The organism is Bacillus sp. FDAARGOS_235 (assembly GCF_002073415.2).
In the GTDB taxonomy this organism is placed as follows: Bacteria; Bacillota; Bacilli; order Bacillales; family Bacillaceae_G; genus Bacillus_A; species Bacillus_A toyonensis.
Genome location: NZ_CP020437.2, coordinates 99,277 through 121,575, shown reverse-complemented (window position 1 = coordinate 121,575; position 22,299 = coordinate 99,277). Strand labels below are relative to the sequence as shown.

23 protein-coding genes and 1 pseudogene are annotated in these 22,299 nt (G+C 33.6%); 5 read left to right on the top strand and 19 right to left on the bottom strand.

Going from position 1 to position 22,299, the window contains the following annotated elements:
* Positions 1 to 31 precede the first annotated feature (31 nt).
* A complete protein-coding gene (locus A6J74_RS02115; protein WP_000676697.1) occupies positions 32 to 721 on the bottom strand; it encodes a phosphopantothenoylcysteine decarboxylase domain-containing protein in 690 nt (229 codons plus the stop codon).
* A gap of 12 nt (positions 722 to 733) precedes the next feature.
* On the bottom strand, positions 734 to 1,534 hold the full coding sequence (locus tag A6J74_RS02110; RefSeq protein ID WP_141551486.1) for an AAC(3) family N-acetyltransferase: 801 nt from the start codon (positions 1,532 to 1,534) through the stop codon (positions 734 to 736).
* A 185-nt stretch (positions 1,535 to 1,719) separates the two neighbouring features.
* Between A6J74_RS02110 and A6J74_RS02105 the strand changes: the two genes are divergently transcribed.
* Positions 1,720 to 2,169, top strand: coding sequence for a hypothetical protein (locus A6J74_RS02105; RefSeq protein WP_000721816.1), 450 nt, complete (start codon positions 1,720 to 1,722; stop codon positions 2,167 to 2,169).
* 85 nt (positions 2,170 to 2,254) lie between these two features.
* On the opposite strand, the gene A6J74_RS02100 is transcribed toward A6J74_RS02105, so the two are convergent.
* From A6J74_RS02100 to A6J74_RS02035, 14 genes and pseudogenes are all read right to left on the bottom strand, one after another.
* A protein-coding gene (locus A6J74_RS02100) for an IS3-like element ISBth167 family transposase (protein WP_087963641.1) occupies positions 2,255 to 3,624 on the bottom strand; the annotation gives its coding sequence in 2 pieces (ribosomal slippage) (positions 2,255 to 3,159 and positions 3,159 to 3,624; 1,371 coding nt in all).
* 78 nt (positions 3,625 to 3,702) lie between these two features.
* On the bottom strand, positions 3,703 to 4,950 hold the full coding sequence (locus tag A6J74_RS02095) for a glutathionylspermidine synthase family protein (protein ID WP_000287862.1): 1,248 nt from the start codon (positions 4,948 to 4,950) through the stop codon (positions 3,703 to 3,705).
* 20 nt (positions 4,951 to 4,970) lie between these two features.
* Positions 4,971 to 5,579 carry a hypothetical protein gene (locus A6J74_RS02090; protein ID WP_001242218.1) on the bottom strand — a complete coding sequence of 203 codons (609 nt, stop codon included), beginning with the start codon at positions 5,577 to 5,579 and terminating at the stop codon, positions 4,971 to 4,973.
* Positions 5,580 to 5,798: 219 nt separating this feature from the next.
* On the bottom strand, positions 5,799 to 6,962 hold the full coding sequence (locus tag A6J74_RS02085) for a DUF418 domain-containing protein (protein ID WP_000376143.1): 1,164 nt from the start codon (positions 6,960 to 6,962) through the stop codon (positions 5,799 to 5,801).
* Between the two features lie 155 nt (positions 6,963 to 7,117).
* Complete coding sequence (locus tag A6J74_RS02080) at positions 7,118 to 7,528, bottom strand: GNAT family N-acetyltransferase (protein WP_001053326.1); 411 nt, start codon at positions 7,526 to 7,528, stop codon at positions 7,118 to 7,120.
* A 57-nt stretch (positions 7,529 to 7,585) separates the two neighbouring features.
* On the bottom strand, positions 7,586 to 8,524 hold the full coding sequence (locus A6J74_RS02075) for a DMT family transporter (protein ID WP_080609281.1): 939 nt from the start codon (positions 8,522 to 8,524) through the stop codon (positions 7,586 to 7,588).
* Between the two features lie 70 nt (positions 8,525 to 8,594).
* A pseudogene (locus tag A6J74_RS02070) lies at positions 8,595 to 9,200 on the bottom strand (DinB family protein).
* 15 nt (positions 9,201 to 9,215) lie between these two features.
* Positions 9,216 to 9,713, bottom strand: coding sequence for a GNAT family N-acetyltransferase (locus A6J74_RS02065; protein ID WP_000620331.1), 498 nt, complete (start codon positions 9,711 to 9,713; stop codon positions 9,216 to 9,218).
* A 34-nt stretch (positions 9,714 to 9,747) separates the two neighbouring features.
* Complete coding sequence (locus A6J74_RS02060; RefSeq protein WP_000701132.1) at positions 9,748 to 10,293, bottom strand: GNAT family N-acetyltransferase; 546 nt, start codon at positions 10,291 to 10,293, stop codon at positions 9,748 to 9,750.
* Between the two features lie 15 nt (positions 10,294 to 10,308).
* Positions 10,309 to 11,010 (bottom strand): nucleotidyltransferase domain-containing protein, encoded by a 702-nt coding sequence (locus A6J74_RS02055; protein WP_000802436.1) that lies wholly within the window; start codon positions 11,008 to 11,010, stop codon positions 10,309 to 10,311.
* A gap of 22 nt (positions 11,011 to 11,032) precedes the next feature.
* Positions 11,033 to 11,710 (bottom strand): DNA alkylation repair protein, encoded by a 678-nt coding sequence (locus A6J74_RS02050; protein ID WP_000923467.1) that lies wholly within the window; start codon positions 11,708 to 11,710, stop codon positions 11,033 to 11,035.
* A gap of 248 nt (positions 11,711 to 11,958) precedes the next feature.
* Positions 11,959 to 12,906: a PLP-dependent cysteine synthase family protein gene (locus tag A6J74_RS02045; RefSeq protein ID WP_000636772.1), complete on the bottom strand. Its 948-nt coding sequence runs from the start codon at positions 12,904 to 12,906 to the stop codon at positions 11,959 to 11,961.
* 174 nt (positions 12,907 to 13,080) lie between these two features.
* On the bottom strand, positions 13,081 to 13,470 hold the full coding sequence (locus tag A6J74_RS02040) for a VOC family protein (protein ID WP_000800673.1): 390 nt from the start codon (positions 13,468 to 13,470) through the stop codon (positions 13,081 to 13,083).
* A 205-nt stretch (positions 13,471 to 13,675) separates the two neighbouring features.
* Positions 13,676 to 14,500, bottom strand: coding sequence for an MBL fold metallo-hydrolase (locus A6J74_RS02035; protein ID WP_000233816.1), 825 nt, complete (start codon positions 14,498 to 14,500; stop codon positions 13,676 to 13,678).
* Between the two features lie 383 nt (positions 14,501 to 14,883).
* Here A6J74_RS02035 and A6J74_RS02030 point away from each other — a divergent pair, with 383 nt between their 5' ends.
* Complete coding sequence (locus A6J74_RS02030) at positions 14,884 to 15,531, top strand: DJ-1/PfpI family protein (RefSeq protein WP_000407027.1); 648 nt, start codon at positions 14,884 to 14,886, stop codon at positions 15,529 to 15,531.
* A gap of 150 nt (positions 15,532 to 15,681) precedes the next feature.
* Positions 15,682 to 16,509, top strand: coding sequence for a peptidoglycan-N-acetylglucosamine deacetylase (locus A6J74_RS02025; RefSeq protein WP_000551440.1), 828 nt, complete (start codon positions 15,682 to 15,684; stop codon positions 16,507 to 16,509).
* A gap of 42 nt (positions 16,510 to 16,551) precedes the next feature.
* On the opposite strand, the gene A6J74_RS02020 is transcribed toward A6J74_RS02025, so the two are convergent.
* A complete protein-coding gene (locus A6J74_RS02020; RefSeq protein ID WP_000347502.1) occupies positions 16,552 to 16,977 on the bottom strand; it encodes a WapI family immunity protein in 426 nt (141 codons plus the stop codon).
* 155 nt (positions 16,978 to 17,132) lie between these two features.
* On the bottom strand, positions 17,133 to 17,678 hold the full coding sequence (locus A6J74_RS02015; RefSeq protein WP_000105642.1) for a TetR/AcrR family transcriptional regulator: 546 nt from the start codon (positions 17,676 to 17,678) through the stop codon (positions 17,133 to 17,135).
* A gap of 173 nt (positions 17,679 to 17,851) precedes the next feature.
* Here A6J74_RS02015 and A6J74_RS02010 point away from each other — a divergent pair, with 173 nt between their 5' ends.
* Positions 17,852 to 19,312: a DHA2 family efflux MFS transporter permease subunit gene (locus A6J74_RS02010; protein WP_001168362.1), complete on the top strand. Its 1,461-nt coding sequence runs from the start codon at positions 17,852 to 17,854 to the stop codon at positions 19,310 to 19,312.
* A gap of 198 nt (positions 19,313 to 19,510) precedes the next feature.
* Positions 19,511 to 20,182 (top strand): TerC family protein, encoded by a 672-nt coding sequence (locus A6J74_RS02005; protein ID WP_000346960.1) that lies wholly within the window; start codon positions 19,511 to 19,513, stop codon positions 20,180 to 20,182.
* Between the two features lie 61 nt (positions 20,183 to 20,243).
* Here the strand turns inward: A6J74_RS02005 and ltaS are convergent, their stop codons facing one another.
* On the bottom strand, positions 20,244 to 22,217 hold the full coding sequence (gene ltaS / locus A6J74_RS02000; RefSeq protein ID WP_000808783.1) for a lipoteichoic acid synthase: 1,974 nt from the start codon (positions 22,215 to 22,217) through the stop codon (positions 20,244 to 20,246).
* Between the last annotated feature and the right edge of the window lie 82 nt (positions 22,218 to 22,299).

Below are 22,299 nucleotides of genomic sequence, written 5' to 3'. Positions count from 1 at the left end.
TGCGGATTCATTCTTATCTAAAAACTTAATTTTACAAAGCAGTAATACGATTACATAATATCTCTAAGCTTTTGACAATTTCTTTCGCTGTTTCATCTTTCCCTTTACATAACTTTCCTTTACCATCTTGTCCAATTACATAGTGTACAGCCCCGCGCGAATATAAAGAATGTGGTGAATTTGCTATCATTACATTCGCCTTTGCTTCTTTCATTCTATTTTTCGCTCTCTCAAACAGTTCTTCTTCACTTAAATCACTTTCAAGCTTAAAACCAACGAGTACTGTTTCCGGATCCCATTGTTTTATTTGCTTCAAAACTTTTGGAGCTTTTTGAAAATGTATAATTGGTGCTATATCACTTGAAATTTTCCCATTCATATTAAGAACATTGCCATCTTGATCACAAATCTTTTCCACAACCCAATCTGATCCAGCCGCTGCCATAATAACCGCATCGACTTTTTCATGCGTAATGATACTTTTCATTTTATCTTGCAAATCAACAATTCCCTCAAATGGATGTAATTCTAATCCTCTATTTACATCGTTCGGTTTCTCAGCGAAATAACCGTGTAAATATATAACGTGTGCCCCTTTAGCTATAAGTTCTTCTGCGATTATTCTTCCAATCGTACCTTTAGCCATATTCGTATGTCCGCGTACTTGATCCCATTTTTCTAAACAACCACCGCTTGTAATTAATACCTTTTTCCCCTTCATTGTAACCATCCCTTACTGATTTTTCTTAAGAAACCATTCTGTTCCAAAGTCAACTATATCACGTTGCTTCATAAGACGGCTCGTTGCATTACCTATTTTCCCCATTGTTACAGTTCCTTTTCGCTCAAACTCTACACCAATTTCCACAAACGTATCTGATTCGTAATCCATTTCAACAAATTCTTTCCATACTCTTTCACCGTTTTCTATAATTGGTGCTCCTACTTTTATTAATTCACATGCACCAGAACGTACTTCAGATAAATGAACAGACGTATTCGAGTCATAGCCAACACCAATTAATAATATGTACCCATCAAAATCGTATATTTTTTTTAATGGTGATTCCTCTCCCAAACTCATCGATAGCGACTGATTCATTGTTATTTCCTCTGCATGTTTCCCCCATGCAGCAAAACTTCCTAATGGATGATTACTTCGTACTACATTCGGGTATGTACGAAAACATTCAACTATTTTCCCCATTCCTCTTGTTGGTGTTATACGTGGATCAAATGCTGGGACGCTATCACGTATAATTTGCCACCAATCTTCAGGTACAGGCGGCCTTGACCAATGTTTCGGATCAGATAAATCCGAAGATTGTGTTGGCATTATAATTGTTCCTTCTTCTGTAACGACTTTCATTAAAGCTTCTACTACTGCAACCACTCCGCCAGATATCCAGCCGATAGAACTTAATGATGAATGAACAATAATTGTCATTCCTTTTTCGACTCCTAGTGCTTTTAAATCGTTTGTAATTGTTTGAATTGTATTCGGAAATTGTGTACTCTCAACTATTTCATTCATTTTCATAACGGTTCCCCCACTAACCACGTATATTAAAATTTAAACTTTTATATAAATATATTATCATATTTTTCTTAATTTTTAACTTGATCGTATTCAATACTACAAAAAAATGGTAGTATTATTACGTAAAAAATAGTTAAATTATGGTATATTCATTTAAATTACTAAAAGAAGGTGAACAAATGAAAAAAATTCTATTTCCTTTTCTACTATTTGGGCTCATTTCTTTACATGCATGTGTTTCTATTAACAATGACTATGAGGGGTATTGGGTATTAGAAAAATCCAGATATAATGAAGGCGGATATGGGCCATTAAATTTATATGAAAAAGCACAAAAAGATCCAACTATGATTCATTACTCAAATGGTAGTATTAGTGAAGGAAAAAGAATGGTGTATGTAGCATTTGGAAAAAAGTATAAAAACGATAAAATTACAGTAAAAGAAGTACAAGACGAAAAAGACACATCTGTTATCGTATTACATATTGAAAAAGATAAAGGGCAAGATGAAAATCCCGTTTTATATATTGGTGCACCAAAACTTAGAAATACTATTAAAATTGTAGATGAAGATGGAAAGAAAATCTTTGAAATGAAGAAAGATGAAAGTGTTACATCACAGCAATAAAAAGTTACCATTTCAATTTACACTTTATAGATAGACGAAAAAGCCCATCAAAAATGAACTGAATCCAAAAAATTAGACAAATATATTAAGCAGCTACTAAGGATTGAACTCTGTATTGCACAGGGGACAATCCTTTTAGTTTTGTTTTAATTCTTTTGTTATTGTAGTAATGAATATAAGTTTCTAGTTCTTGCTTAAATTGTTCCATACTTTCAAACTCTTTAAGATAAAGTAATTCAGACTTTAATAAGCCAAAGAAATTTTCCATGACTGCATTATCTAAGCAATTTCCCTTACGGGACATACTTTGGATAACGTTATGTTTTTTAAGCGACTGATGATATTGTCGCATTTGATAATGCCAACCTTGATCCGAGTGTAAAATAGGAGTTTCCTTATCATTCAAACGTTGAAACGCCTTATTCAACATTTTAGAAACAAGGGAATAGGCAGGTCTATGTTCTATATTGTAAGCTATAATTTCTCCGTTATATAAGTCTAAAATGGGTGATAGATATAGTTTTTTACCATGTAAGTGGAACTCCGTCACATCTGTTACCCATTTTTCATTTGGTTTTGATGCGTGAAAATTACGTTTTAAAATATTAGGAGCGAATTTCCCGACAGTCCCTTTATATGAACGATATTTTTTTAATCGAACAAGACATTTTAATCCCAGGATATTCATTAAACGTCGAACGGTTTTATGATTTAATGCATGGCCTCGATTACGTAATTCCAATGTAATACGACGATAACCATACCTCCCAAAATTCTCACTAAAGATCTCTTTAATTAATTCTTTAACTTTCTTATATTTATCTGGACGTTTCGCTTGTTTCATCCAGTAATAATACGTACTACGAGCGATATTAGCGACTTTCACAAGGTCAACGACCTTGTATTTATGCCTTAATTCATAAATCAATTGCGCTTTGTCTTGGTCTGTGATGTTTTCTTCTTTTGAACTAAGGCATTTAACTTTTTTAAATAGTCATTTTCCATACGCAGACGTTCATTCTCTGCTTGTAGCGCTTCTATAGAACCTTCAAGAGATACTTCGTTTTGTTTTAAATGTTGTAGCTTAGCTTTTTCTTTGGCCATGGTTAGACGCCCCTTTTTCTTTGATTTTAGGGCATCTAATCCTTCTGTTTCATAAGCTACTTTCCATTTTCGGAGTGTTTCGCAAGAAGGAATATTAAAAAAAGCAGCTGTTTCTCTCAGAGATGTCCCATTTTCATTCATATAATGAATTACATCTAGTTTATACTCGAGAGAGTAAGTTGTATAGCGTTTTTCAAACGCCTTTTCCCCTGAAAATTCAAACCGTTTAATCCATTGATAAAGTTCTCTAGGATGAACCCCTATAGAATTAGCAATGGTTTTTCCGCCTTCTGTACCTTCTAGATATCGTTTTACTGCTTGTATTTTATCTTTTGAAGAAAATTTAGCCATAAAAAGTGCACCTCCAATTGTTAATTATGTGTCTAACAATTGGGGTGCACTTCAAAATGATGGGCTTTTCTTTTCATTTTATCCTTCAATCGTAACCCCAGTAAACATCGATAAGTTTCCCGTTATTTTCTCACCAACTCGTAAAAATAACCCTGCCGCTCTCCCACTAATACAATGTGAGCCAATTAATAATTTACCAGTATACGGACCATCCCATGTATCAATGGTATAGTCAGGCATTTCTATGTATTGCTGATATATTTTCCGTTGTTCAAAGTAATATTCCGTTTTATCTTCAGCTAATAGTTCATCATTTTCGTATATAGATACGCCCCCACCTTCACGTCCATATAAAGGTTTAGAAACAAATGATTCATTTCTTTCTTTAAATGGCTTATTTGTAAAATATGTTGGTAAGAAGTATTTATTAATAATAACACGCTCTTCTTCTTCAAAGAAAACCGCTTTTTCATAAAGCTTCCAAATTAATGCAAGCACATTTTTATTTTGCATTACGAATGCGGCTGGTGGATTAATAATTTTCACTCTTCCTTGCGCTATATGATTTAAAAACTGCAGACCAATTCTTTTTCCATTTTTATCAACATCTGTAACTAAATATTCAATTGGATACAGTCGATATAAATAATGAATTCGCTTGCCATTTGGCGTATATATTCCATCATCTGTAACTACAATATCTTGAATTCCTACATATTCCGTGGGCTGATTTAGGCAATAACTTCTTAAAAACTGGACTGTTTGATGGTCTTCATCGTGCCAATCATAGCTACTAAAATATATCGTTTCTTCAGGATCAATATTATAGTCATGTTTAATTTGTTCCCATGCCTGTACAATATGCTCCTCAATATGATTCGGGTGATTCACATCGTGATAACGGCACAACACTTCATTTGCAACAGAAGGTTCTAAATATCCTGTTGGTGTATCACAATTCACTTCTATTAATTTAATAACATCACCATTTACGATAAAGTCGAGCCTTGTAAAATAAGAAAACAAACCAGTATGTTTCATTCTCGCAATCTCCCACGTTTCAGGCGGGAATCCGAGTTTTTGAAAATCTTCTGTCGTATGTACAATATATTGATACGTTCTATATAACACATACATTATTTCTTCTGTCGCTTTCGAAATAGCGGTATATGTGTTTACCGACATACGAAACATCCCTGTTGCCATATACTGATTCCACTCTTCATTCTCTAATAGACTCGGCCACGTAAAACCATTCCTACCAGCCTCTTCCGCAAGTGAAAACCATATTTTCATATACTCTTTCTGTTCTTGTTCTGTATACATGACTCTATTATCCTTTCTCTTTATGATCCGGCCGGCGCTTTTGCGTTCCCAATTCCACTTGAACCAGAATTTACTTTCGGCGTTTGTGTCGTAGATGATTTAGATGTATTTGTATCTGGCGTCACTTTATTTGATGGATTGTGCTGTTGTTTATTTAAATCCACTTTCTTTGAAGAATCGTTGTTGCTAGTAGTTCCGCCGTAATAACCTCCGCCACCGCTGCCACCAGTTCTCCGTTCATCTTTTTCACGATAAGAAAGAACATTGTTTGTATATGGTTTCTTCATTACATTTGGTTTGACTGTATAGTTCATATTTGAGGTTTTACTTGCTAATAAATATCCTGCTACGAACGGTAATATCGGTAAGTGAGAGTTTTCTTGATACGATGAAAATGATGGATTATTTTCCTTGCATAACTCATCTTTTTCTACATTTTCAGTAGTTGGGGCTCTATCATCACAATTTAATGGTTCTTGTTCGCTCCCTTGCTTCCCACCATCCGTTTTAACAGCGGTATTTTCTTGTTGTACATTTTCTTCTTCATAGTCACCACAACCTGTTAATAAAAAAGATGACACGCCAATTGAAGCAGCGACTTTCAAAAATTTATTTTTTTCCATTCTCATGTGCTATACACCTAATTTCTTTTATCTATATTTTTCCATTTAACTATATTATATAATGCAAATATCACTTTTTACAAACTATACTCAATATGCATATTTACATATTTTCATGCTATTTATTCCCTAAATGAAAATGAAATATTATAATAGCCGAATTGTCTATCTGTACACCTAAATAAAGTGAAAGACGATTTTGTATTATGTCGTCTTTCACTTTATTTATTTTTTATATACTAAACGTCTCAATAAAATTTCTAATGGTCCATTAAGATTATTTTTTTCCATTATTAAAGCTACTATGACAGACAATATCCAAATACATATTGCTATCAATGCAGCAAAAGCGTTACTTACATGCCCTCCTAAATCAAATGCTACTGGTGATAAAAATATAACAAGCAGTGCTTCATTTAAAACAAAAAATGTTAATGAACGTTTTCCTAGAGCGATTAACGCAAGGCTAAAGTACCCTGGATTTTTCAATCTACTCCCTATTATCCCGAAACCTGTTGCATATGCTAATCCTCCAGCAATTCCAGTTAAAATATGGATTCCATTTATCATTCCAGCTGTAAATACAGTTGGATACCATATAGTCCCTATAAAAGATAAAGGCAAAGCACCTATTAAAGAAATTGCTAATCCTATAGTTGTTATAAAATATAATTTTTTTAACTGTTGCTCTGGTTTTATTAATAACTTATATCTAGCAATCCACAAACCAAGAATTACAGAAGGAAGAATTGGGAACATAAAATGGATGAGTACAGGTATAATAGGAAAGAAAAGTAATCGTGTCATTGTAGTACTAAGATACGTGTCTTTTGCCGAAACATCTGGTGAAAAACCATAATCACCTATTGATTGCATATTAAGTCCCCATATTATTGGAATAAAAATGGTATACAATATAGCGATAATTATAAACGTTCGAATTAATGTTTTCATTTTACACTTTAATAGTGGACTAACAAAAATACCCGCTAAACCATAGGCCATAAGAATATCTTGCCCTCCAATTAAGACCGCTAACACAATCCCAAACAGTATTAAATACAAGGAGCGTTTTCTTACTATTTTTACAGCCTGAATTTCATTTTTCCCTTTTGATATTTGCCCTTCAAATGCTAGAACTAAACCGTAGCCTAATAATACGGCAAACATTGCTCTTGCACGGTTATCAATTATGAATATACCAAAAAGATTTACAATTTGATCAAAGAAACTACTGCTTTCCACTCTATGCATAATTCCAGGATCTGCTGCATACAAGTAAAGCGGTGCATGAGCAAGTACGATTAACAGTAGCATAGTGCCTCTTGCTAAATCCAATGAGACTGCACGCTTTTTTTCAATTGTTCTATCATTTATTGATCTATCCATATTTTACTTCCTTCCTTAACATCAAATGAACATTCCAATCTTTCTTAAGTTTTCGTCAAAAACTAAGAAAGATCTTCTATTAAAAATAGAACAGATAAATAAAAAACGAACTATCTCTTCAATTCCTATTCCGGATATTATATTCTCAGATTATTTCAATATGTTTTATTTTTAAAATACAAATGAAATCTTTCTATCCCTGGATATTTTTCTCCTAAACTTTTAACCTTAAAACCAATTTTCTTATAAAATTCTACTGCCTCATTGTCTGTCTCAGCTTCGACATAAGTCAATTGATGCATTCTTACTACTTCCCTTATCATTTGAAACGCAATTCCTGTATGACGATATTCTGGAACGACTGCTATGTGGCATATTCTCGCTTCATTTGCTCCGATTATTTCAATACCTATACAAGCCTTTTTTTCATATTTATATAATCTACCTTTATTGCTTTGATAAAATACTACCGCTTTCTTTAAGCTTGTTTCACTTGGACCGACTGCATACTGTAGCACATTTAAAATTGAATCCCTTCCAATTTGTTCAACACGTTGCAAATTCATATCTTCATCCCTTTCTATGAAAAAAGATTAGCTCTTTATAAAAAAGAGCTAATCTCATTACGCTGTTATCTTTTCTTCTTTTTTCACAACGACCGCCACATAACTATGCAGTATCATTCCGACAATAACGAGACTCATTCCAACCCAAGATAAAGATGATGGAATTGGAGCAGAAAGCCAAATAAGCTCTCCTACTAAAGCAAATAAAACTTCACCGGATTGTGTCGCTTCAACCGTTGCTAGCTTTTGCGGATCATCTTTCACAAGATTTGTCGCAAAGAAAAATAATACTGTCGCGATTAAACCTGAACTAACTGCTACAATAAAACATTGAAAAACTTGGCTACTTGACGGTAATCCACCTGTTGATACTTCGTAACCAGATAGTAAAAACCAAAATGGTAAACTTGCTAATGTCATCCCGAGAACTCGCTGGAATACATCTAATTCCCCTTTACATACTTGCATCATTTTTCGATTTCCAAGTGGGTACGCAAACGCCGCAATGAGAACAGGAACTACACATAAAATGGTTTCACGAATTCCTAAAGAAGAAGCATGTTCTACTTGCATGAGTACAACACCGAATAAAATAATACCCGACATTACTAATTCTTTCATCGGAAGTTTTTTATGTAATGGGTCTACCGCAAAAAATGGTGTTAACAAAATCCCTGCGACTATCGTAATTTGCCATGTTGATGCAACAAGCCACCCTGGTCCAAATGCGCCAGCAAAACTAAGTGGTGCATAAAAAAGACCAAAACCTACAATACTCCATACCAACCATTCTTTCGGATTGTTTTTCATATATTGAAAGAGTTGCTTTAAGTTGCCTCTATACATGACAATAAGTAGTAGCATTGGTACCATAAAGTAATACCGTAATGATGCACTCCAAATCCAACTTCCACCTTCTAAGTCCATCGCCCGGTTTAAAACAAAGGTAAAGGCAAAGAAAAATGATGCCAATATCCCTATTGCAATTGCTTTCATTATAAAACCCCTTGTTTAGTTTCTTCTTAATACTATACAACAAAATGAATATAATTAAAATTCACGCACTTTAACTTACATGTAATCTAGCTCTATATAATTTTCTTAACTGACCAATATGCGCTTGATGATACCGATTATGATCAGCTATATGCCATATGCCCCATCTTATTGTCGCATTTTCGCCCTTTTCATAAAAAACTTCCCGTGTTAAATCATTTTCTGTTAGTTTCATACATTCTTCATAAAGTGAAACTTTAATCAGTGGGGGTTTTGTTCATCCCCCACTGATTATTAGTTTAACCAATCGGGCTGCCCGTTAATGCGGGATAAAACAATTGTTGCACTGCTTCATAATCTTGCATTAACTCTTGTAACGTGTGTTTTCTTAAAACTGGCAGTTCTCCCACTTCATTCAACATAGGCCCATATTTATTTTTTAGTGCAGTGGAACTTCTTCTCCCTTTAAGCGATACACCCAATGTAAATCGACAACTGCTAAATGCTGAAGTAGCTGTCCGATGCTATTTTCATTATTTTCAGACCCTTTAAAAGATAATTCCTTCTCTTCAGTACTTTCTACTAAATTTCGCAATCGTATATATGTATCTCGAACCGTTGCATACAAAATTGCTACTTGCGGATTCATGTTTTTTTCTAAATAAAGATCTTTCATGATAAACTCCGTCCTTTAAAGGAACAGCACCATATGCTCATCATCACTGTACGCACCATTAATCTTTATAGCCCTTTTTTCAATTCCATATGTTTTAAAGCCCATTGATTCGTACAAATTTTTTGCTGGTTCGTTTGTAGATACAACACCTAATGTCAATTGCTCTAGTTGTATATCCCGCGCTCTTTGAATTGCATTTGCAATTAGCTCACGTGCCAACCCGTTTCGTCTGTTTTGTGCGTCTACATACATCGCAACGATATGGCCTTTATGCTTATATGCTACTTTCTCTTCCGTTAGTAAAGTGACTACACCAATTAATTTTTCTTCATTAAACGCGCCAAGTGTACAACTAATAGTAGATGTTAAATTCCCTTCAACTCGCTCAATAGGATTTTCCTGACGAATCGCCTCTTCATAAGTTGTTATAAACGCCTCTGGGTTTACTTGTAATGCTTGTAAACGTAAATCCCAATATTTTTTTGCATCTTCTTTCGTAAGTAATCGAATCATGTATCTCTACCCCTTTTTAATTTACATAATATTTTTATAAACCACTAATTATAGATTGATATTCTTCTTTTAACATACTATAACGATAGCGATGAATGAACTTCTTTTGACGTAACCGATCATTTCTCATTAGTCCTTCACAAACAAAGCCAGCCTTTTCATAACTCTTTCTAGCTTGTAAATTATCCTCATCTACACGTAGCCAAACTTTCTCCAATTCGAAATCAAAGAATCCCAGTTGTAATATACTATATAGAGATGCTATTCCATACCCTGTTCCCCAATACTCTTTATCCCCAATCGTAATTCCTAGTTCCGCATTTTTATTTGTTTTGTCAAAATTTTTAAGGTCTACCCAGCCAATGTGTATATTGTTTTCTGTAACGATAGCCCTTTGTTCATAACCATTCTTTCGACTTATGCATGCTTCAATCCATTTTCTCGTATCTTCACGAGTGAACGGAGGATATTGATCTGGTACGACTAAGTGTTTTGTCACTTCTGTATCTAATGACCATTGATATCGATCTTCTACATCCTCTAGTGTCAATTCCCTTAATTGAACGAATGGTATTTTCATTTTACTATCTCCTTTTTATTTGCCAATAGAAAATCCTTCGAACACTCTTCCTCCGTATAGTTCTAACGTCTTTTCTGTAAAATTAATTAATACATTTTTATCACCGTTTTTATAAAAATGATCAAAAGCCGCTACAAATTGTTCTGCATAATGGTCATCATATCTTCTTAAAACTCTAATAAACCATTTTGAATTTCCAAGCCATTGGCCATTTACTCTTAATACATATTCATGTATTAATTCCGCTAATAAATTAGCAATGAATAGTTCTTCTTCTCTTTTTGATGCACCAATGAAGTCATCCAAAGTATCCGAAATAAAATAGCGCTTCTGTTTCATCGTTTCTTCGGTCCATTTATCTGGTCCTTTAATTAGTAAATCGTTCGCTTCTTTTTTTAATTTCTCAACAATTTCACTTTCCCCTTTTAATACAATTCCTTCTGAAACTAATTGAGGTAGAGAAGGTCGCCCGCGATCACAATCCATTTTAAAAAAGGTTTTATACGTTACAAAATTATGTACAAATACTTCAACGGGCCATCCATTACTATAGAAGGATTCTCTATAACAAGATGACAAACTTTGATCGACTATAACAATATCAAGGTCAGATGTTTTTGTCGCTTCTCCTCGTACAACGCTTCCTCCCAGTAAAGCTACATCACAATTCGGAAATTGTGATGTAATTATGCTTTGTGCCGCTTCAATTGGTTTCATTTTCTTTTCTCCTTCGCTTATTTTACTTTCTTTTTTCTGCTCTTTCTCGAGCCTTTTTTATATACGGTTCTGCATCTGGTGTTTTACATGACGTTGCACCGTGATCAATTTTTACTTTTCCAATTTCACGAGCAATTTCAATTGCTTGTTGCTCTAAAGCTTCATTTCGAATCCCTATCGCAATTAAAGCGCTATTCATTGCTTCTCTTTTTCTATTTTTTTCATTATGTATATGAACTTTAATCTCTTCTAAATACGGCATGAAGAAGTTATCGTCTAACTTTTTATTTTTTATTGCGATATTCGCTAATAATGACCAACCTGCTCTCCCGATCCATTCATCATCAGATTTCGTCCATTCGTCCATTCTTTCTATTGCGATTGGCGACGTACATATAGCTGTCATAAGAACGTCCATTAAACAATAATAATCAACATCCCTAATCCAACTATTCAGCTGTTCTGATGTTACATTCTTCGGTTCTAAAATATACGTTGCTAAAGTCATTGCATCCATATTTTTTGTTTCCCATAATGAAATTGCTAAATCATGATCTTTTTTTATCTTCTTTTTTAATAATTTTAAATTTGCAAAACTGACTCCGAATAGCGGCTCTTTCGCCCCATGATTTTTATACGTTTTTCGATTTTGTTCCGTTCCATATTTCTCTAGTTGCTGCATGACCTCTTCAAGTAGCATTTGTCCACCTCTTTTATGTTTTCTGTTGACTTCATATAGGTATGTACGATATATTCTACATTATTTTTTGATTTTCCTATATTTATTTTTAAAATACGGTATGTGAAATTTTAAATATACTACGCAATCACACCATGAAAAACCTACACATTGTAAACATGCAGGTTTTTCATGGTATCAAATTTCCATAAAATAAGAAATAAACGAAGGAACCACCTTTGGTTCGTTCTCTCAATAATTTATCTCCGCTATATTTTGGCTAAACTCTTTACATCTGACCACTCTTCTATAGAACCTGCATCCGGAAAAACGGTAACTACATTAAAATTCGCACCTTTTTCTTTTCCTAATTGTTTTGCAGCTAATAAGTTTGCTGCCGCAGACGTTCCTATTTTCATACCAGTAGCCTTATAAAAACGGGCCATTTCATACAAGGTTTCTTCATATGAATAAGTCCATTGCTTTTCTATCAAATTGTCTTCCTTTTCTATGAAATGTTGTTTCCGTCCTAGACCGAATCCACCTGATCCTGCATATTTCTTTAAAGCATTTGGCGGTTGTTCAGATCCATATGGTAATTCGGCAGGCATTACTAAATGTAGCTCAACATTTTTTGTATACTTCTTTACTGCTTTATAGACCCCAATTAGAGTTCCACCAGTACCAGCGGATGCTACCCATGCGTGTATTGGTTTTCCGTTCATTTGTGCAATAATTTCTCGGCCTGTTCCTTCTATATGACTTAATAAATTTGCATTATTATAATGTTGGAACAAAAAGTATAACTCTTGTTTTTGTTTGCTAATCTCTATTGTCTTCTCAATTACAGCGTAAAATCCCTTACATTTATCAACTAAGATTACGTTAGCACCATAATATTCGAGTTCATTTAATAGAGATTGACCAGTTGCAGAACTTAACACTAACGTGCATTCAATCCCTAAATAATAACAAAGATAGCCAATTGACCTCGCTAAGCTTCCACCACTATACTCTAAAATATGTTGTTTTTTGTTCGCTTCTTGTAAATATTTATTGATCATTCCAAGTGCTGCTCTATCCTTAATCGATCCTGTAGGGTTGTGCCATTCACATTTAGCATAGATTGAAAGATTCTTCGTTTCTTCGCATTCTAATTTAATGAGAGGGGTATTTCCAACATTTTTAGAAAACTCTTCAAAATGGTTTACTATCATACTTTTATACCTCCGTCATACATCATATTTATAACATTTGTTCTTAGTCAAAATACTTTCTATATTTCAATTACGCTATTAACTATATTTTCCTATAAAAAATCCCTACAAACGTTGTAGGGATTTTTGTCTAAATCATTTTGTTGCACTCTATTACATACGAAAAGAACTTCTTTATTCAAATGCATTCATAAGCACAATTCTCCAGCCATCTGGATCCTCTATTGTAGTACCTTTCTCTATCCAATACGGATTTTCCGGTTCCACCTCATGGTAGCCCATTTCACTTAACCGATTCGCGATTATTTCAATTTCATCTTTATTCGGCATATAAAAAACTAGTAAATTATCTTTTGTCGGTGCTGGGCATGGGCTTCCATTTACATGCGTAGTAAACTCCAAATGGTACTCTTCACCCGGTAATCCAAACATAACCCCGTCATATCCTTCATGATTGTGAAATTCCCCTATACGTTTTAACCCTAATCCTGTTTCGTAAAAACTTATAACTTCTTCAAATTTATCTGTTGGTCTTGCAATTCTAAATTGAACCCAATTCTTCATGCAAATCTCCTCCTTTTCATTTTCCAAAGCTTTATAGTAGCCATTATAAGTTACATATATTTAGTTTAATATCCCTCATTAGTGTGAGAACTGCTTAAGTTGAAAGACCTATTCGTTCATACATAGTAGGACTTTAGTATAAAATTCATATAAACTTAGTTATACAAATATGGAGATAAAATAACGATTTCTTCCATATATATTATTACGTATGAAATAATTCTCCTTGTAGGGCCTTTATATATCGATCAGCAGATCTTTGTACAGCCCTATTCGCATCTTCCATCACAACACCATGAAACGCATTATACAGTCGACTAAATTGGATTCCTTTTACTTTCTCTGCCATTTTTCTAACTTTATTCGCTGGTAATGGGATAAGATTGGGATAACTATACATAAAACTTACCCATTTTCGATCCGAAACTACTTGTATAATATCACCTGATAACAAAATACCTTTCCCCTCATTACCGTCTTTCCAGTGCATAACAGTTCCACCTTTAAAATGGCCACCTAACCGATGCAATGTAAGTTCTTCCGATAATATCAAATGTTCCCCAGACCAAAATTTAATTTGCTTACTCGGGCGGACCACCCATTCTTTATCATCTTCATGAATATAGATAGGTATATGAAATGTTTCCGCCCATTTTACTTGTGTAGAGTAATAATGTGGATGAGAAAGTGCTATTGCTTGAATACCACCTAAATCATATATACGTTGTATCGTTTTATCATCTAAATAACTAATACAATCCCACAAAACATTTAGAGTTTTACTTTGTATTAAAAATGCTGTTTGTCCAATTGCAAACTTAGGTTTAGTAGTAATGCTATACAAACCAGTTTCTTCTTTTATTATTTCATTTTTGTATAAATTGCTATGTTGCATTGTTTCTAATGTTGTCCATGACTGCCCCATTGGATTCATATATTGCCTTTCCTCATTACAAATTTTACAACGCGAAGGTGCCTCTTTATTTTCGGGATACTGAACTCCACATGTCGTGCAAATATAATGAACCATATTCCCACTCCCTTTTTAAATGTAATTGATTCTTTACCAATATTTTAATAAAAAACGAAAATAATTAAATCAATAATTGTGACTAAAATGAAGTCATACGAAAGTACGATTATTCCCCTTCTATTTAAGAATTTAGTCTAAGTACTATATTTTATATTTCTTCTTTCTGGGAAGTTAAATTTTTCAATCATTACATGAAAGAGTAACTCTATACGAAATAAATGAACCTATTCATAGTTTTTGTCACAAGTTTGACACAGTAGTATAAACTAATACACATCTGGGGTATAGTATATTTAAAGTAACGATAAAAAAGAATATTGAATAAATTCTTTTTTAATCGTTACTAGATTACATTTGTAATAACTTAAGGGGAGATTATAATGGAAATCGTTATTATGCTCTATGAAGGGATTACTGCATTAGATGCTATTGGTCCGTACGAAGTATTTGCAGCAGAAAGCAATAACAACATAAAGTTTGTTGCTAAAACTACGGGCTTAATTAAATTAGATTCAAAAATGGGCTATTTACATGCCGATTATAATTTTACTGAAGTTAATTCAGCTGATATCCTTATTATTCCTGGATGTCGCCCGCCTAACTTTAAACAACTTATGGAGGACGAAGAAACTCTCAATTGGATTCTCCAAATACATGAAACTACTAAATGGACTACAACTGTATGTACAGGTTCTTTAATCTTAGGTGCTACTGGCCTACTAAATGGTGTTAAAGCCACTAGTCATTGGAGCTCTTTTGACTTGCTTCGTTCTCTCGGGGCTATTCCAACTGAAGAGAGAGTCGTTCGCCATGAAAAAATCATAACAGCAGCTGGTGTATCTGCAGGTATTGATATGGCTCTCCAGTTGATGGCTTGGGAATTCGGAGATGAAAAGAGTAAAGCAGTTCAGCTCATGTTAGAATACGACCCACAGCCTCCTTTTGATACAGGTTCACCAAAAAAAGCATCCGCATCATTATTAGAAGAATTAAATTTGATGCTTGAAGATTTTCATAATAAAGTTTAAAACCTTCCAATTTTTCAAGAATGCAGTTGATACAAAATCTTGCATATTTTTGACCAAACTTTTTTACAGTTGTAAAAAAGTTTTTTTGCATTTCCCTACCTATAATTGCTAATATAGTAGAGTAGAACTTTTATAGAGAGAAGGAAAATTATGCACAATGGAATTCGAATGACAACTTTAGTAAAAAGGGCTATGTTGATTTGCGCTGGGGTATTATTTACATATGAGGCCGCTTTAGGATCGGTACATACTGCTCTAGCAAGTACAGAAGATGGAGCAAAGTCTGTTCAATTTGTAAGTGAAATTCAAACATCTCTTGCACCGAAAGAAGCTCCAAAACACTATAATGGGCAAGTTAGAAAAGTCGCTTACTTAACATTTGATGACGGTCCTGGAAAATACACAGCTGAGCTTTTAGATATGTTAAAGAAAGAAAATGCAAAAGCAACATTCTTCCTAATTGGTTCAAACGTGAAAGCTTTCCCTGATCTTGTGAAACGTGAAGATGCTGAAGGCCACTATGTTGGGATGCACAGTATGACTCATAACTATAAGAAACTATACACAGAAGGACATTACGTAGATGAAATGAAAGAAGATCAAGGCTTAATCGCTGGCGTTCTAGGCAAATCACCCGTATTAACTCGTCCATCATACGGCTCAATGCCAGGATTAAACGAAGCACTTCGCAACAAAGTGGTGGAAAACGGGTTGAAAGTTTGGGATTGGACAATTGATTCTTTAGACTGGAGATACAACAAAATGCAAGTTGATGCTGCATCAGCTAAAATTGTAGAAAACGTTCTACATGGTGCTACAAATCCAACAGAAGTTATCCTTATGCACGATATTCACCCACAATCAGTTAAAGCAGTACCTGGAATTATAAAAGGACTGAAAGAAAAAGGATATGAATTAGAAGCCTATAATGAGAACGAACACTTCCCATTAAACTTCTGGCATGATAATCGTATGTAATGAAAAGACTTGATTCCCTCTAGTAGGATATCAAGTCTTTTTTTAACGTTTTGGAAAGTTTCTTTGTTGCTCTTCAATAAAACGAATAATCTTTTCTCTGTCCTCATGCGTAATACTTATAGAAAATTCGTACTCCTCTTCCTTACACCACGAAGGGGTAAGTTCCTGAGATAATCGGACTACAATTTGAAACTCACCTTCATTTTTCCCCATTAATTCAAACGCTATATTAGGCTCTATGAAATCTAATTCGGTATATGTAGGATTCGGTAATGATTGAAACCATTTTTTCATATGCTGTAAGTCGAAAGTTTGTAGAAAAGGATCCATCGTTTCAAAAACTTTATTTCCTTCTGACAGTTTCGCTTTTACTATAAGCCAATTTCTATCACACTCCTCTTTTGCATCTTTAAATTGGTATCTCACCACCTCTAAATGTAATGCTACTTTTTCATTTTGAAAATCCATAAATTGCTCCCCTTCTTGCTATAAAACTTTTACTTTATAAATTTGAAATATATAAGCCTTTACTTGCAAGACAATTATTTTTCTATCTCCTGTTAATTTCAATTCTTAAATATAATGATTTTCGTTTATTAATACACATGACTGATTCTAACATATCATTCTTTATACATTAAATATATTTGATTTGCTATATAATCTGAACTAAAGTGAAGTCCATTCCTTATCCACCACATGATAATACCTACCAAAGAGGCTGTTTTAATATCAACTGCAACATAATCATCAGGTAATTTATTTTTCGTATTCTCTCTTCTCGTTTCTATTAATTGCTTTAAAAATAAAAATAATTGCTCTTCAAATTGATTCATTTTAAATAATATAAATAAAAAATTCCGGTGGATATATAAATAATCTAGCAATTGTGTTAGCTTTTGTTTTTCTGATAAATCTTTTGCATGTATTAAATCAACAATTTTATTAGAAAGCTCATTTAAAATCTCGCTATTGATTTGGTCTAGTAAATCTTGAATATCTTGATAATGTAAGTAAAATGTTGTTCGATTTAATCCTGCTTTTGTTGCGATTTTCTGAACCGTTAAGCTTGAAATAGTAGGATTCTCACATAAAAGAGAAAAAACAGCATTTTTAAACATTTCTCTTGAACGAACTGTACGAGGGTCCTCTTTTTTAAGTGTAGACATTTTGAAACTCCTTTATAGATTTTCTCTTTACTTTCTCGACAGTACATATCTTCTCTGTCGAGTAGTGAACATTTTCAACAAAACTGTTCATGGTCAGAGAAAACGTATTTTGTTACCATTAATTTTATCGACACAATGTCGATAAATCAAGGTAACAATGAAGGAGATTACCAATGCAAAAGGAAATATCAGAAAGAAATAAAAAAATTATACTAGTTGTCCTCATTACCGGCTGTTTTTTATCAACCTTAAATCAGACGCTATTAAATGTGGCAATGAGTAATTTAATGAAGGTATTTGATGTAACAGCTGCAACAGTGCAATGGCTATCAACAGGCTTTATGCTCATAAATGGTGTTCTAGTTCCAATTACTGCATTTTTAATGAAACGATTTACAACAAGGCAGCTATTTATTAGCTCAATGCTCTCTTTGTTTATTGGGACCGTTCTCTGTGCATGCGCCATGAATTTTAGCATTTTGTTAACAGGAAGAATGATTCAAGCAGTTGGAGCAGGAATTATTATGCCACTCATGATGACTATTATTTTATATTTGTACCCTAGTGAAAAACGCGGAAGTATTATGGGGACCATCGGATTCGCTATAATTTTTGCGCCAGCTATCGCTCCAACTTTATCTGGCTTTATTATTGAATATGTATCATGGAGATGGCTATTTATTGGATTAGCTCCATTTATATTCATCGTAATTATTCTCGCGATTAAATATTTAATGAATGTTGCAAATACAACAAAAGCAAAATTAGATATCGTAAGTGTCATTTTATCAACAATTGGCTTTGGTTGTGTTATATCCGGATTCAGTAGTGCAGGAAGTAAAGGATGGAATCATCCCGTTGTTATTATAACAATTACTATCGGTATCATCGTTACAGCTTTATTCTGTTTACGTCAAATAAAGTCTAATGATCCATTATTGAATTTATCAGTATTTAAATATAAAGTTTTCACTCTTACTTCAGTCATTAACGTACTCATTACGATGATTATGTATGCAGATTTAATTCTATTACCCATTTACTTACAAAACGGACGAGGTTTTACTGCATTTGAATCAGGTTTACTTCTATTACCTGGAGCTGTCATTAACGCCTTCTTATCACCTATCACAGGCAAAATGTTTGATAAATATGGAGCGAAACCACTCTTTATTACCGGTTTAATCTGTGTCATTATTTCGATGTGGGGTGTAATTGATTTGACCGACTCCACAACTTATATGTATTTAATGGTTCGTACCATTATTTTACGAATTGGGTTAAGTTTCATTTCAATGCCTTTAAATACAGCCGGCTTAAACGCTTTGCCAATAGAACTGGGTTCACATGGTTCAGCAGTAAATAATACAATTCGCCAATTAGCAGGTGCGATTGGGACAGCAGTTATCATCACGGTATATACAATTCAATCTACTTCACACATATCACAGTTATCTAGTGGGAATGGAAATATAACAGCTACACAAGTAACAAAATTATCTTCTATCTTCAGCTCAAGTGATGCATACGTGTTTATGTTAGTCTTATCTTTTATAGCTTTGATTATCGTAAGTTTCATGCCCAAAAAAGTAGTAATCAAAAGATACGAAAGTAAATCTTCAAACATAAAATGATTGTTAAAAATTAAGCACTTAAAAGATGGCTCCGGAATTATACCGAAGCCATCTTTTTGAGTGCTTACGACTATAATTATAATCCTCGATTACTATTTGAAGAGATTATATTTTACAGTTATGCTTTTAAATAATCGTTAGAATTCTTAATACTGACTAGCTTATAAGTACATATTAATCATAAGGAGTGATATGTATATGGATTTTCTTTCATCTGAATATTTGTCAGCCTTGCTTGCCATTATTGTAATTGATCTAGTGTTAGCTGGAGATAATGCCATCGTAATTGGATTAGCAGCAAGGCGATTACCGAAAGATCAACAAAAGAAAGTTATTATATGGGGAACTGTCGGGGCTATCGCTATTAGAGCCCTCGCTACCTTAATTGTCGTTTGGTTATTAAAAATACCAGGATTACTTCTAATTGGTGGTGTACTCCTCATATGGATTGCTTACAAATTAATTGCTGAGGGTAAAAATCATGATATTAAAGCTGAAGAAGGATTTTGGTCTGCTATTAAAACCATTATTATAGCGGATGCATTAATGGGAATTGATAATGTACTCGCTGTTGCGGGAGCTGCGCATGGTAATTTTTCTTTAGTAATCATCGGATTATTAGTGTCTATTCCAGTAGTCGTATGGGGCAGTACATTAATTTTAAAATGGGTTGACCGTTTCCCTGTCATCATTACGATTGGAGCAGCTGTTTTAGCTTATACTGCTGCAAAAATGATTGTAGATGAGAAATGGTTCGCTGGATTTTTCGAAAGTAATCCTTTCATAAAATGGGCATTCATTATTATTATCATCATCGGTGTGGTATTCTTCGGAAAGATGAAACAAAAAACTAAAGATGGTACTATGTAATGTTAATGTAATTATAGTTACAAACAAAAGCGCTACTCATATGAGTAGCGCTTTTTCATATTTATTTAGCTTCTCCGTCTTCAGTCGTTTTTACCTTCGTTTTATTTTTATCACGATGGTTATAGTTATACTTCGAACGATCTACTGGAGTGAAGCCTTCTGGTGTGTAGAATCGTAATAAGTCACCATTTACGACTTGGTCAGAGTATTTTAGTGATTTTTGAACCATTTGTTCATTTTGTTTTATTTCATCTGTTAATTCTACAGGTTTTCCAGTTGTTGTATCATAATATTTTCCGTTCAATGCCGTAACTGTTGGGCTTACATAATTACCGTTACGGAATGGAACAACTTGTTTATGATCTGGTGATAATAAATCTGAACCGAATTGAACATAATTTTTCGTATCTGTACCTAGTAAGTGTAATAACGTAGGAAGAACGTCAATTTCACCGCCATATTGATGTTGTACGCCACCTTTCACTCCTGGTACACGAACTATTAATGGTACACGTTGTAACTGTGCATTTTCAAATGAGTTCATTTCTTTACCCATTACTTGTGACATTGCTGCATTATGGTTATCTGAAATACCGTAATGGTCACCATACATAACGATAATCGAGTTATCGTATAAGCCAGATTGTTTCAAGTAATCAATGAACCCTTTTACAGACTCATCTAAATATCGTGCTGTTTGGAAATACGTATCTACTGATGAATCACCTGTAGTCGCTGGTTCAATTGTTGCTTCCGCTTTATCAATAGGATAAGGGAAATGGTTTGATAACGTAATGAACTTCGTATAGAACGGTTGTTTTAACGTTTGTAATAATGGAATTGATTCATTAAAGAACGGTTTATCTTTTAAGCCATAGTTTACTACGTCTTTTTCGTTCATATCATAGTATGACGCATCAAAGAATTTGTTAAAACCAAATGATTTATAAATATCGTCGCGGTTCCAGAATGTTTTATAGTTACCGTGGAATACCGCTGATGTGTATCCTTGTTGTCCTAAAATAGCTGGTGCTGATTGATACGTGTTATGAGCCTTATTTGTAAAAACAGATCCTTGTGGTAATCCGTACATTGAGTTTTCTAACATGAACTCCGCATCAGATGTTTTACCTTGTCCTGTTTGATGGAAGAAGTTATCAAAGTATAACGTATTCGCATCTTTTGTAAATGAATTTAGAAATGGTGTAACTTCTTGCCCATTTAATTTATAATCGATTAAAAAGTTTTGGAATGACTCTAAATGAATATAAATTACGTTCATTCCTTTTCCTTTACCGAAGTATTCAGGATTTGGACTTGCATATGTTGATGCAAGATAATTTCTAACTTCTGTCATATTATCTCCATCAGCTAACGCTCGTTCTGTTGATGCTTTCGCACTTTGAATACCATCATAAATCGTATAGTTGTATGCCCCTAAATATTTCACAATATAATTACGGTCAAATGTTCTTGTCAATAATTCAGGACGATCAGATTCTGCAAGCCCTAGGTTCACACTGAATAATAAAATACCTGCTACAAATACTAGTGATAGTTTATGTTTCGCAACACGAATAGGTTTTGGGTTTGCAAATTTTGTTGCGACTAAAACAATTAAAATGATTGTATCTAAGAAATATAGTGGATCATATAAGTGTAGTAACGCGAAAATACTACCACCTAAATCACCAAAGTTATTCGTTTGTGTTAATGTCGGGAACGTAATAAAATCACTGAAAAAGCGATAATATACTACGTTTGCGTATAAAAGTATCGACAATAACAAATTAATAATAATTACCCAAATATAAGATCGTTTCCCTTTTGCAAATAATGCAAGTCCTAAAAATAGAACTGCTGAACTAAGCGGGTTAAAAAACAGCAAGAATTTTTGGATTGTGTTTGAAATTCCTAAATTAAATTCCGTTACATAGGCTGTATATGTTTTGAGCCATAATAAAATAACGGCAAACAGAAAGAATCCAAAATGATTACTTAACACACTTTTGCTCTTTAATAAAAACTGTTTCATCTCTCCACCTCTTTTAATCATCCAAGGCTTATTTTTTATAAGTCCGTCTCTGTATTTAATTTTCTTCTTCAAATAGATTTTA